11 protein-coding genes are annotated in these 12,557 nt (G+C 68.0%); 8 read left to right on the top strand and 3 right to left on the bottom strand.

All coding sequences use genetic code 11. From position 1 onward, the window contains the following. From A5624_RS28840 to dnaE, 4 genes are all read left to right on the top strand, one after another. On the top strand, positions 1–88 hold an 88-nt coding region (locus A5624_RS28840; RefSeq protein ID WP_232002187.1), incomplete at its 5' end, for a hypothetical protein. Positions 89–92: 4 nt separating this feature from the next. Further along, the gene (locus A5624_RS02510) at positions 93–896 is read left to right on the top strand and encodes an SDR family oxidoreductase (protein ID WP_066861004.1); all 804 of its coding nucleotides are present in this window, start codon (positions 93–95) and stop codon (positions 894–896) included. A 164-nt stretch (positions 897–1,060) separates the two neighbouring features. Then, positions 1,061–1,498: an SRPBCC family protein gene (locus A5624_RS02505; RefSeq protein ID WP_066861001.1), complete on the top strand. Its 438-nt coding sequence runs from the start codon at positions 1,061–1,063 to the stop codon at positions 1,496–1,498. 117 nt (positions 1,499–1,615) lie between these two features. Next, entirely contained in the window at positions 1,616–5,155 is a 3,540-nt protein-coding gene (gene dnaE / locus A5624_RS02500) for a DNA polymerase III subunit alpha (protein ID WP_066860997.1), read from the top strand. A 91-nt stretch (positions 5,156–5,246) separates the two neighbouring features. On the opposite strand, the gene A5624_RS02495 is transcribed toward dnaE, so the two are convergent. Together A5624_RS02495 and A5624_RS02490 are read right to left on the bottom strand one after the other, a co-directional pair. Next, positions 5,247–6,188, bottom strand: a complete 942-nt coding sequence (locus A5624_RS02495; RefSeq protein ID WP_066860994.1) for an MBL fold metallo-hydrolase — start codon at positions 6,186–6,188, stop codon at positions 5,247–5,249. Beyond that, on the bottom strand, positions 6,185–6,625 hold the full coding sequence (locus tag A5624_RS02490; protein ID WP_066860991.1) for a PPOX class F420-dependent oxidoreductase: 441 nt from the start codon (positions 6,623–6,625) through the stop codon (positions 6,185–6,187). The genes A5624_RS02495 and A5624_RS02490 overlap by 4 nt, the downstream gene beginning before the upstream one ends. A gap of 61 nt (positions 6,626–6,686) precedes the next feature. Here A5624_RS02490 and A5624_RS02485 point away from each other — a divergent pair, with 61 nt between their 5' ends. The 4 genes from A5624_RS02485 (at position 6,687) to A5624_RS02470 (ending at position 11,376) form a co-directional block, all read left to right on the top strand. Next, positions 6,687–7,088 carry a helix-turn-helix domain-containing protein gene (locus A5624_RS02485; protein ID WP_065155409.1) on the top strand — a complete coding sequence of 134 codons (402 nt, stop codon included), beginning with the start codon at positions 6,687–6,689 and terminating at the stop codon, positions 7,086–7,088. Continuing rightward, positions 7,085–7,558: a VOC family protein gene (locus A5624_RS02480; RefSeq protein WP_065155408.1), complete on the top strand. Its 474-nt coding sequence runs from the start codon at positions 7,085–7,087 to the stop codon at positions 7,556–7,558. Before A5624_RS02485 ends, A5624_RS02480 begins: the two co-directional genes overlap by 4 nt. A 99-nt stretch (positions 7,559–7,657) precedes the next feature. Continuing rightward, positions 7,658–9,484 carry a fatty acid--CoA ligase FadD11 gene (gene fadD11 / locus A5624_RS02475; RefSeq protein ID WP_066860988.1) on the top strand — a complete coding sequence of 609 codons (1,827 nt, stop codon included), beginning with the start codon at positions 7,658–7,660 and terminating at the stop codon, positions 9,482–9,484. After that, positions 9,481–11,376 (top strand): lysophospholipid acyltransferase, encoded by a 1,896-nt coding sequence (locus tag A5624_RS02470; RefSeq protein WP_066860985.1) that lies wholly within the window; start codon positions 9,481–9,483, stop codon positions 11,374–11,376. Before fadD11 ends, A5624_RS02470 begins: the two co-directional genes overlap by 4 nt. A 59-nt stretch (positions 11,377–11,435) precedes the next feature. On the opposite strand, the gene A5624_RS02465 is transcribed toward A5624_RS02470, so the two are convergent. Further along, complete coding sequence (locus A5624_RS02465) at positions 11,436–12,551, bottom strand: spirocyclase AveC family protein (RefSeq protein ID WP_066861007.1); 1,116 nt, start codon at positions 12,549–12,551, stop codon at positions 11,436–11,438. Positions 12,552–12,557: the final 6 nt, after the last annotated feature.

Raw genomic sequence — 12,557 nt, 5'->3', positions numbered from 1 at the left:
CCAGGGAGATGAATCATCGAGCGACGCAACGGAATTCGATAAGCGCAGCGAGAACTTCGTGCGGGCGACCCGCGGGATACATTGGTGAGACCATGAGCCTTCCAAAACCTGACCTGCAGACCACCGTTGTCATCACCGGCGCCTCGTCGGGTATCGGCGCCGAACTGGCCCGCGGGTTGGCCCGTCGCGGCTTCCCGCTGCTGCTGGTCGCGCGCCGGCGCGAGCGCCTCGACGAACTGGCCAATGAGGTGGGCCAGGAGTACTCCGTGGCCGTCGAGGTGCTGCCGCTGGATCTCAGCGACAGCAAGGCCCGCGCCAAACTGGCGGGCCGGCTGCGCACCGAGCCGATCGCCGGCCTGTGCAACAGCGCCGGTTTCGGCACCAGCGGGGTGTTTCACGAGTTGCCGCTGGAGCGCGAGAGCGAAGAGGTGACGCTGAACGCGCTGGCGCTGATGGAGCTCACCCACGCGACGCTGCCGGGCATGGTTTCCCGCGGGGCGGGCGCGGTGATGAACATCGCGTCGATCGCCGGGTTCCAGCCGGTTCCCTACATGGCGGTGTACTCGGCCACCAAGGCCTTCGTGCAGACGTTCTCCGAGGCGGTGCACGAGGAGTTACACGGCACGGGCGTGTCGGTGACCTGCCTGTGCCCGGGACCGGTGCCGACCGAGTGGGCCGAGATCGCCAACGCCGAGCGGTTCAGCATCCCCATCGCGCAGGTCGCGCCGCGCGACGTTGCCGAGGCGGCCATCGTCGGCATGCTGTCCGGCCGTCGCACGGTGGTGCCCGGGGTGGTGCCCAAGGTGGTCAGCACCGGCGGCCGGTTCGCGCCGCGCAGCCTGCTGTTGCCCGGCATCCGGATCGGCAGCCGATTCCGCGGCGGGCCCAAGAGCTGAGCGGGTCGCCGGGTCGGGGCCCGTCTCGCATCAACGAGTCAGACCGCGACACTGAACCTACGTACGCGACACGCCGAGACGGGTGTGCGTAGATGCAGTCTCGCGGAATATGGGAGCCCGCCGCGGCGCAAGTGCCGGATGAGGCCGGGCGCTAGGCTCGGGCGGTGGCTGCTGTGGACCTGACCGCCGATGTCCCGATGACCCCGCAGGACATGTGGGACCACGTCTCCGACCTGTCGGACCTGGGCGACTGGCTGACCATGCACGAGGGATGGCGCAGCGAGCTGCCCGACGAGATCGCCGAGGGCACCGAGATCGTCGGCGTGGCGCGGGCCAAGGGTTTCCGCAACCGGGTGACGTGGACGGTGACCACCTGGGACCCGCCGCACGAGGTGGCGTTGTCGGGGTCCGGCAAGGGCGGCGCCAAATACGCCGTCACCCTCACCGTGCGACCCACCGGCGAGGGCTCGACGCTGGGTCTGCGGCTGGAACTGGGCGGACGGGCGTTGTTCGGCCCGGTGGGCTCGGCGGCGGCGCGCGCCGTCAAGGGCGACATGCAGAAGTCGCTGAAGAACTTCGTCGAGTTATACGCCAACGACTGATCCGTGGCGTTCGCAAGCGCGCCGAAGCCGGGCGCGGCGGGTCGTCGCCAATAAACACAGACACACGCGGCGACACGCCCAACCAGTGTCGGTCCGCGGTCCTAGACTGGCGTCCCTATGAACCACTCGTCCTTCGTGCACCTGCATAACCACACCGAGTATTCGATGTTGGACGGTGCCGCGAAGATCGGGCCGATGCTCGCCGAGGTGGACCGGCTGCAGATGCCGGCGGTCGGGATGACCGACCACGGAAACATGTTCGGCGCCAGCGAGTTCTACAACGCGGCGACCAAGGCCGGGATCAAGCCCATCATCGGCGTCGAGGCCTACATCGCGCCGGCCTCGCGCTTCGACACCCGCCGGATCCTGTGGGGCGACCCGGGCCAGAAGTCCGACGACGTGTCCGGCAGCGGCTCCTACACGCACATGACGATGGTGGCCGAGAATGCCACCGGCCTGCGCAACCTGTTCAAGCTGTCCTCGCTGGCGTCGTTCGAGGGCCAGCTCGGCAAGTGGTCGCGGATGGACGCCGAGATCATCGCCGAACACGCCGAGGGCATCATCGCCACCACCGGCTGCCCCTCGGGCGAGGTGCAGACCCGGCTGCGGCTGGGCCACGAGCGCGAGGCGCTGGAATCGGCCGCCAAGTGGCGCGAGATCTTCGGCGCCGACAACTACTTCCTGGAGCTGATGGACCACGGCCTGTCCATCGAGACCCGGGTCCGCGAAGGGCTGCTCGAGATCGGCCGCAAGCTGGGCATCCCGCCGCTGGCCACCAACGACTGCCACTACGTCACCCGCGACGCCGCCCACAACCACGAGGCGCTGCTGTGCGTGCAGACCGGCAAGACGCTCTCGGACCCGAACCGGTTCAAGTTCGACGGCGACGGCTACTACCTGAAGTCGGCCGCCGAGATGCGCCAGATCTGGGACGACGAGGTGCCCGGCGCCTGCGACTCCACCCTGCTGATCGCCGAGCGGGTGCAGCCCTACGACGACGTGTGGGCGCCGCGCGACCGGATGCCGATCTTCCCGGTGCCCGAGGGACATGACCAGGCGAGCTGGTTGCACCACGAGGTGATGGCCGGGCTGGCGCGCCGGTTCCCGTCCGGCGTCGGCCAGGACTACGTCGAGAGGGCCGAGTACGAGATCAAGGTCATCTGCGACAAGGGCTTCCCGTCCTACTTCCTGATCGTCGCCGACCTGATCAACTACGCACGCTCGGTGGACATCCGGGTGGGGCCGGGGCGTGGCTCGGCGGCGGGCTCGCTGGTGGCCTACGCGCTGGGCATCACCAACATCGACCCGATCCCGCACGGTCTGCTGTTCGAGCGTTTCCTCAACCCGGAGCGCCCGTCGGCACCCGACATCGATATCGACTTCGACGACCGTCGTCGCGGGGAGATGGTGCGCTACGCCGCCGAGAAGTGGGGTTCGGACCGCGTCGCGCAGGTCATCACCTTCGGCACCATCAAAACCAAAGCGGCCCTGAAGGATTCGGCCCGCATCCACTACGGCCAGCCCGGCTTCGCGATCGCCGACCGGATCACCAAGGCGCTGCCGCCGCCGATCATGGCCAAGGACATCCCGCTGTCGGGCATCACCGACCCCAACCACGAGCGCTACAAAGAAGCCGCGGAGGTCCGCGGTCTGATCGAGACCGACCCGGACGTGCGCACCATCTACCAGACCGCGCGCGGCCTGGAAGGCCTGATCCGCAACGCCGGCGTGCACGCGTGCGCGGTGATCATGAGCAGCGAGCCGCTGACCGAGGCCATCCCGCTGTGGAAGCGGCCCCAGGACGGGGCGATCATCACCGGCTGGGACTACCCGTCGTGTGAGGCCATCGGCCTGCTGAAGATGGACTTTTTGGGCCTGCGCAACCTGACGATCATCGGCGACGCGCTGGAGAACATCAAGTCCAACAGGGGAATCGACCTCGACCTGGAGTCGGTGCCGCTCGACGACAAGCCCACCTACGAGCTGCTCGGCCGCGGCGACACCCTGGGCGTGTTCCAGCTCGACGGCGGGCCGATGCGGGATCTGTTGCGCCGCATGCAGCCCACCGAGTTCAACGACATCGTCGCGGTGCTGGCCCTGTACCGCCCGGGGCCGATGGGCATGAACGCCCACAACGACTACGCCGACCGCAAGAACGGTCGTCAGGCGGTCAAGCCGATCCACCCGGAGCTCGAGGAGCCGCTGCGCGAGATCCTGGCCGAGACGTACGGCCTGATCGTCTACCAAGAGCAGATCATGTTCATCGCCCAGAAGGTCGCCTCGTACACGATGGGCAAGGCCGACGCGCTGCGCAAGGCGATGGGCAAGAAGAAGCTCGAGGTGCTCGAGGCCGAGTACAAGGGCTTCTACGAAGGCATGACCGCCAACGGCTTCTCCGAAAAAGCGGTGAAAGCCTTGTGGGACACCATTCTTCCGTTCGCCGGGTACGCGTTCAACAAGTCGCACGCGGCCGGCTACGGGCTGGTCTCCTATTGGACGGCCTACCTGAAGGCCAACTATCCGGCCGAGTACATGGCCGGCCTGCTGACGTCGGTGGGCGACGATAAGGACAAGGCCGCGGTCTACCTGGCCGACTGCCGCAAGCTCGGCATCACGGTGCTGCCGCCGGACGTCAACGAGTCCCTGGTGAACTTCGCCTCGGTGGGGCGCGACATCCGCTTCGGACTGGGCGCGGTGCGCAACGTCGGCGCCAACGTGGTCGGCTCGCTGATCGGCACCCGCAACGGCAAGGGCAAGTTCACCGACTTCTCGGACTACCTGAACAAGATCGACGTGGCGGCCTGCAACAAGAAGGTCACCGAGTCGTTGATCAAGGCCGGCGCCTTCGACTCGCTGGGGCATGCCCGCAAGGGCCTGTTCCTGGTGCACACCGACGCGGTCGACTCGGTGCTGGGCACCAAGAAGGCCGAGGCCATGGGCCAGTTCGACCTGTTCGGCGGTGGAGAAGATGGGGTCGGCTGCGATTCCGTGTTCAACATCAAGGTGCCCGACGACGAGTGGGAGGACAAGCACAAGCTCGCCCTGGAGCGAGAGATGCTGGGGCTCTACGTGTCCGGGCACCCGCTGAACCAGGTGGCGCACCTGCTGACCGCTCAGGTCGACACCCAGATCCCGGCCATCCTCGACGGCGATGTCCCCAACGACACCCAGGTGCGGGTGGGTGGCATCCTTGCGTCGGTCAACCGGCGGGTCAACAAGAACGGGATGCCTTGGGCGTCAGCCCAATTGGAGGACCTCACCGGTGGCATCGAGGTGATGTTCTTCCCGCAGGCCTACTCGGTGTACGGGGCCGACATCGCCGACGACGTCGTGGTGCTGATCAAGGCCAAGGTCTCGCTGCGCGACGACCGCGTCGCGCTGATCGCCAACGAGCTTGTGGTGCCGGACTTCTCCAATGCCCAGCCGAACCGGCCGCTGGCGGTCAGCCTGCCGACGCGCCAGTGCACCATCGACAAGGTCACCGCGCTCAAGCAGGTGCTGGCCCGCCACCCCGGCACGGCGCAGGTGCACCTGCGGCTGATCAGCGGAGACCGCATCACCACGCTGGAACTGGATGCCTCGCTGCGGGTTACGCCGTCGCCGGCGCTGATGGGCGACCTCAAGGCGCTGCTCGGCCCCGGCTGCCTGGGCGGCTAGGCGCTTCGTCGGATCACCGATCTCCGCGAGTGTGAAGTTGGTTTCACGCTCGCAACCGAACGTGAAGCTGGTTTCACACTGGGCGCCGGCGCTAGGCGCTCAATCCCAGCACGGCCTGGTGGTCGTGGGTCGGGACGATCGTGACCGCGTGACGCGCCAGGTGCAGTCGGTGCAGGGTCTTGAAGGTCTGCTCGCGATCCTCGTCCACCAAAAGACCCGGATAGCTTGACTTTTGGCGGAGCATCTCGATCTGCATGGCGTGCCAGGCCGCGTCGCCGGCGATCAGGATCCAGCCGCGTCCCGTGTGGGCGAGCACCCCGACGCTGCCCGGGGTGTGCCCGGCGAGGTCGACGAGCAGCACGGACTGGTCCCCGAAGAGGTCGTGGCTTCGGGTGAAGGTGAGCACCGGCGGCCCGTCCAGCTCGTACTCGACAACGGGCCTGCCGCGCAATGAATCCCGCACGCCGCCGACGGGCGCGACGGGCCCGGCGCCGATCCAGTCGCGTTCGGTGCGGTGCAGGTGCACGGGCAGCCCGGGCAGGTCCAGCAGGCCCGAGACGTGGTCCCAGTGCGCGTGGGTGGGCAGCGCGAAATCCAACGGCGCGGCAATGGGCGCCCGGCCCAGCGCGGTGATGGTGGGGACGGTGTCGGCCGGGGGACGGACCGCGACCCGCAGCGCCGCGGGCAGTTGGGCGATCGCTCGTCGCTCGACGTCGACGCACACGGCGGGGTCGACGATGAAGGTGGCCTGCGGGTGCCCGACCACGAACGACGTCAGCGAGTTCTCGACGCGCGCCGGCGTGAAGGCGCCCTCGACAATCGCCGCGGTCGGCACCGACCGCGGCACCTGGGGCAGCGCGGTCACCGTCACGGTGCGGCCGGGCGTCGGTAGCCCGGCGTCGGCGACGCTGCGGATGAACCGCTCGTCGGGCCGCCGCGGGCGCACCATGCCGAGCACCAGTCCCGCTGCGGCGCTGCAACATTGGCGGATCCCGGGGGAGCGGACCGGGTCGGCCACCGGCGGGTGTGTCATGGCAGCTCCACCCGCACGATGACGCTGCCCGGCCACACCCCGCGGTCGCGGGCGCGCCGCAGCTTCTCTCTCGCGCACAGGTCTTGGTGCACGTTGGTCACGCCGGGAACCTTGATCAGCGGCACGATGTTCCATTGCCAGCCGTAGCGCCGGTGCAGTACGTGGTTGGCGCGTTCGGCTTCGGCGCCGGAGAGCACTGTGGCCCGGCCGGCGACCGTCGTGGCGCCCTGACGCGGCCGGCCCCGGTAGTCGCAGGCCGCGAGTTCGACGTCGCGGCGCGCGGCCAGCCGCCGGGTCTTCGGGCCCACCTTGGTGCGGAACAGCAACCCGCCGTCGTCGAAGGCGAACCAGATCGGGGTGTCGACGGGGCTGCCGTCGCGGCGAAACGAGCGCAGCAGGGCGTAGCGAGACTCGCTGAGTTCTCGAGGGATGGTCATGACCACAGTCAAGGACTTAGAGTTGACTCGAAGTCAAGCACTGAAGTCCCGGGAGGCCGCGATGGCGCCGAGCCTGACGATCGGTGAGGTGGCGCGCCAGGCCGGGGTGGCCGCGACGGCGTTGCGCTACTACGAGCAGATCGGCCTGGTGCCGGAGCCGGCGCGGCTGGGCGGCCAGCGCCGCTATGACGACTCGATTCTGGCCCGCTTGGAGGTGATCGCGCTGTGCAAGGCCGCCGGTTTCTCGCTCGAGGAGATCCAGCTGCTGTTCGCCGACGACGCGCCGGGGCGGCCGGTCAGCCGCGCCCTGGCCAAGGCCAAACTCGCCGAGATCGACGCGCAGCTGGAGTCGCTGGCCCGCGCGCGGGCCGTCATCGAATGGGGAATGCGCTGCACGTGCCCCTCAATTGACGCTTGTACCTGTGGCATTCACCCACCGCACACCGGCAAGGAGCCCGCATGACCCAGCATCCCATCGCCGTGCGGAACTTCTCGCACGTCTGCGTCGGCGTCTCCGACATCGAGGCCTCGTTGGCCTTCTACACCGCGGTGCTGGGCATGGACGTGGTGTTCGACGTCGAACTCGAGGGCGCCGCACTGGATTCGGTCACCGGCGGTGCCGCCCAGCGGGGCCGCATGATCGGCGGGCTGATCGGGGCCGCGATGGTGGAGCTGTTGTCGCTGGGCGCCGTGCCCGAGTGCCCGAGCGGTCCGCACCTGGGTTACACCAACATGTCGTTTCGCGTCGACGATCTCGACGCCACCTTCGACACCGTCACCCGCCACCACCCGGGCGTGCGGGCCGACCCGCCCGTCGACATCGGGGGAGTGCGGATGTTCTTCGTCTACGACCCGGACGGCACGCCGATCGAGCTGGTCGAGCTGCCCGGCGGCGCGACGAGCACGGTGCAGCTGTGGCGCCCCGGGTCGTGACCCGGCCCCGCCGGCGAAGTCGCGCGATATGTTCCCCGCCCCTGTGCTCGGACGTAGGCTCACGAAGGCGATGCTGATGCGGCGGCGAGGAGGACGGACATGACGACAGGGCAGGCCCCGGCCACCTTGTGCGAGGCGTTCCAGCGCACCGCGTCGATCGACCCCGAGGCCGTCGCGCTCCGGACGCCCGGCGGCGCCCGGACGCTGACGTGGCGGGAACTCGCGGAGCAGGTGCGCAAGGTCGCCGCCGGCCTGGCCGGTCTTGGGGTCCGGCGGGGCGACACGGTGTCGCTGATGATGGCGAACCGGATCGAGTTCTACCCGTTCGAGATCGGCGCCCAACACCTTGGGGCCACATCGTTTTCGGTGTACAACACGTTGCCCGCCGAGCAGCTGACCTACCTGTTCAACAACGCCGGCACCAAGATCGCGATCTGCGAGGAACAGTACGTGGACCGCATTCGCGCCAGCCGTGCACCCATCGAGCACATCGTGTGCATCGACGGTTCGCCGCCCGGCGCCATCTCGGTGGACGACCTGTATGCCGCCGCGCGCACGGATTTCGACTTCGAGGCCACCTGGCGGGCGGTGCAACCCGAGGACGTCGTCACACTCATCTACACCTCCGGGACAACCGGCAACCCCAAGGGCGTGGAGATGACGCACGCCAGCCTGCTGTTCGAGGCGCACGGGCTCGACGCCGTGCTCGGCAGCCGGTTCGGTGACCGGACCACGTCGTATCTGCCCTCGGCGCACATTGCCGACCGGATGATGGCCCTGTACCCGCTGGAGGTGTTCGGCACCCAGGTGACCGCCGTCGACGACGCGCGCGCCGTGGCGGCGGCGCTGCCCGACGTGCGGCCCACGGTCTGGGCCGCGGTGCCTCGGGTGTGGGAAAAGCTCAAGGCGGCAATCGAATTCGTCGTCGCCAGCGAGGCCGACGACGTCAAACGCCAGGCGCTGCAATGGGCGATGTCGGTGGCCGCCAGGCGCGCCGCCGCGCTGGCGGGCGGCGAGCCCGAGCCGGCCGAGCTGACCGCCGAGTGGGCCAAAGCCGATGAGCTCGTGCTGTCCAAGCTGCGCGAGCGGCTTGGGTTCGGCGAACTGCGCTGGGCCGTGTCCGGCGCCGCGCCGATCCCCAAGGAGACACTGGCGTTCTTCGCGGGGATAGGCATCCCGATCAGCGAGGTCTGGGGCATGTCGGAGCTCAGTTGCGCTGCCAGCGTGGCACATCCGGACGACACGCGGCTGGGCACCGTCGGCAAGCTGCTTCCCGGCCTGGAGGGCAGACTCGCCGAGGACGGCGAATTTCTGATCCGCGGTCCGCTGGTGATGAAGGGCTACCGCAAGGAACCGGCGAAGACCGCCGAGGCGATCGACGCCGACGGTTGGCTGCACACCGGCGACATCATCGAGCTCGACGCCGACGGCTACCTGCGCATCGTCGACCGCAAGAAGGAGCTGATCATCAACGCCGCCGGAAAAAACATGTCGCCGGCCAACATCGAAAACGCCATCCTGGCCGCGTGTCCCATGGTCGGGGTGATGATCGCCATCGGCGAGGGGCGGCCCTACAACACCGCGCTGATGGTCTTCGACGCCGACTCGGTCGGCCCGTATGCCGCCCAGCGCGGCCTGTCCGACGCCTCGCCCGCCGCCCTGGCGGCCGACCCGGAGGTCATCGCGCAGATCGCCGCCGGGGTGGCCGCGGGCAACGAGAAGCTGTCCCAGGTGGAGCAGATCAAGCGGTTCCGCGTCCTGCCCACCCTGTGGGAGCCCGGCGGTGACGAGATCACGCTGACGATGAAGCTCAAGCGCAAGCCGATCATGGCGAAATACGCCGAGGAGATCGAGCAGCTTTATGCGCCCGAATTGCATCCGGACGTGCACGAGCCCGCCGAGACCGCATCGGTGCAGCCGGCATGATCGGGGGACCGGCGGGCGCGGCCCGCGAAATAGGCCGGGTGGGGCTACGAAAGCTGTTGCAGCGCACCGGCATTGTCGAGGAGTCGACGTCGCCGCTGTCGACCGACCCGGCCGAGGTCGCCGATTTGCTGGGCGCGCCATGGTATGACGAGCGGCTGGGCAAGCTGGCCCACGAGCTGGGGCGCGACCTGGACAGCGTGCGCGCCGAGGCCGCAAGCTACCTGCGCGAGATGGCGCCCTCGCTCGACGAGCGGGCGGTGAAGGCCTGGCGCAGCTTCAGTTGCTGGCTGATGCGCGCCTACGACGTGCTGACCGACGAGGACCAGATCGCCCAGCTGCGCAAGCTGGATCGCAAAGCAACACTGGCGTTTGCCTTTTCGCATCGCTCCTATCTGGATGGGCTGCTGCTGCCCGAGGTGATCCAGGCCAACCGGCTCTCGCCCGCGCTCACCTTCGGCGGCGCCAACCTGAATTTCTTCCCGATGGGCGCCTGGGCCAAGCGCACCGGAACCATCTTCATCCGGCGCCAGACGAAGGACATTCCCGTCTACCGCTTCGTGTTGCGCGCGTACGCCGCCCAGCTGGTGCAAAACCACGCCAACCTGACCTGGTCCATCGAGGGCGGCCGGACCAGGACGGGCAAGCTGCGCCCGCCGGTGTTCGGGATTCTGCGCTACATCAGCGACGCCGTCGACGAAATCGACGGCCCCGAGGTGTATCTGGTGCCGACGTCGATCGTGTACGACCAGCTGCACGAGGTGGAGGCCATGACCACCGAGGCCTACGGCGCGACGAAGCGGCCCGAAGACTTCCGCTTCCTGATCCGGCTGGCGCGCCAGCAGGGTGAGCGGCTCGGCCGTGCGTACCTGGACTTCGGTGAACCACTGCCGCTGCGCAAGCGCCTCGAGGAGTTGCGTGCCTTACAAGAGTCCGGCGCCAGCACCGAGATCGAACGCATCGCGCTGGACGTCGAACACCGGATCAACCGCGCCACGCCCGTTACCCCGACCGCGGTGGTGAGCCTCGCACTGCTGGGCGCCGACCGCTCGCTGTCCATCAGCGAGGTGCTGGCCACCGTGCGCCCGCTGGCGAGCTACATCGCGGCGCGCAACTGGAAGGTGGCCGGCGCCGCCGACCTGACCAACCGCTCGACCATCCGCTGGACCCTGCACCAGCTGGTGGCCTCCGGCGTGGTCAGCGTGTACGACGCCGGCACCGAACCGGTCTGGGGCATCGGGGCCGAACAGCACCTGGTCGCCGCCTTCTACCGCAACGCCGCCATTCACATCGTGGTCGATCGCGCGATCGCCGAGACCGCGCTGCTGGCCGCGACCGAGGACGCCGAGGGCTCGGTGGACGGGCTGGTCCAGCCGAGCGCCGTGCGCGATGAGGCGCTGAAGTTGCGCGAATTGCTGAAGTTCGAGTTTTTGTTCTCCGCGCGAGCGCAATTCGAGAAGGAGCTCGCCGACGAGGTCCGCCTGCTCGGGCGGGTGGATGACACCAGCAAGGCGGCCAGCGCGGGCGACGTGCGCGGCCTGCTGGAAAAGGCCGACGTGCTGTTGGCGCACCTCGTGCTGCGCCCGTTCCTCGACGCCTACCACATCGTCGCCGACCGGCTCGCCGACTACGACGACGAATCGTTCGACGAGGACGCGTTTCTCGCCGAATGTCTCGAGGTGGGCAAGCAGTGGGAGCTGCAACGCAGGATCGCCAGCGCCGAGTCGAGGTCAATGGAGTTGTTCAAGACCGCGCTGCGATTGGCCCGGCATCGTGAACTGGTCGACGGCGTGGCGGACCTGGATATCGCCCGGCGGCGCCGTGAGTTCGCCGAGGAGATCGCCGCGGCCGTCCGCCGGGTGAACACCATTGCGGAGCTGGCCAGGGCCCAGTGAAATTCGCCTTGTCGCGCAACGTGATTGGATCGCGCAATGGTCATGGGCCGATCAGATGCTCACCGGTGCGATTCGAAGGGCTCCGTGGTGGGGAGCCCGGCTCCTTTCGGTAGGACCAGGTGGCCGCTGGTGTCGATGTAACCGGAGCGTTTCGTGGGCATCGGCAGGACGGGATTGGGGCACGGCTGATCGGTGCCGTCGCCGCAGATACCACCGTTGAGGTACGAACGTTTCTGAACATCTGCAGGCCAGGGGTCGGCATGCATGCCAATCCATTGCGCCGGGAGGTTGTAGAAGAAGAAGAAGCAGGCACTCACCGCGGCGAATATGGCGAGGAAGCGGGTCAATTGGATTGTGGCGGATCCACCTCGGACATGGTCGAGCCCGCGCTCGGCGACGGTGCGCCCCCGGTCGTCGGTGAAGAAACGCAGACAACACAGCGCGGTCAGGACACCGCCCCACATCAGGCCTTCGTAGACGGGCCATTGGTAATACGTTCCGCCGTTGATCGAAACCGCCCGAATCGCACCGGGATACACGTAGAACCCGATCGGCAAGAAGATCAGGCCCTCCATGACGAAGTCGAGCAAGATATTGAACGCGAAGGCAAGGGCGATCAAGGGTGCATTGCTGACGCCCGGCCAGCGGGCCTTGATCCTGCGCATCACCCAGCATCCGAGCATGACGATCAGCAGATTGCCGAATGAGTAACCCGGCACGTTGGTCAGCAGCGGTTCCACGACCTGATGTCCGGGTACCTCCGGGGACACCCACCCCGGAATGTTCGACGACCAGGAACCCCGGTTGGGCATCCAGGTGTTGTAGGTGCACCAGGTGTTCAGGTAGTTGAGCAGTGGATCCTGGAAGAACATCAGCCCCATCGAGACCATGAGCATGCCGTCCAGGGTGATTCGCCGCTCACGACGCCACGGCCGAATGATGAACCACCACAAGGCAACCGGCAGCCCGACGACGATCACGGCGGTCCAGGTGAAAAGGATCGCCTTCATGAACGCCGGTGGATCGCTCGGCCCGGGAGGAACCCGCTCGAAATTGGGGCCGGCGATCCAGCGGATCCAGACGTACAGCTGAAAAGCGAGAATGGCGCCCCCGGCGACGGCCCAGATACGCACGGGCTTGGACCTCGGGGCAGCCTTGGTCCCGAGTGAAGCCACGTCCCC

Origin of the sequence: Mycobacterium sp. 1482292.6, assembly GCF_001672995.1 — a bacterium.
Classification (GTDB): Bacteria; Actinomycetota; Actinomycetes; order Mycobacteriales; family Mycobacteriaceae; genus Mycobacterium; species Mycobacterium europaeum_A.
This window is presented reverse-complemented; position numbering and strand designations above follow the sequence as displayed.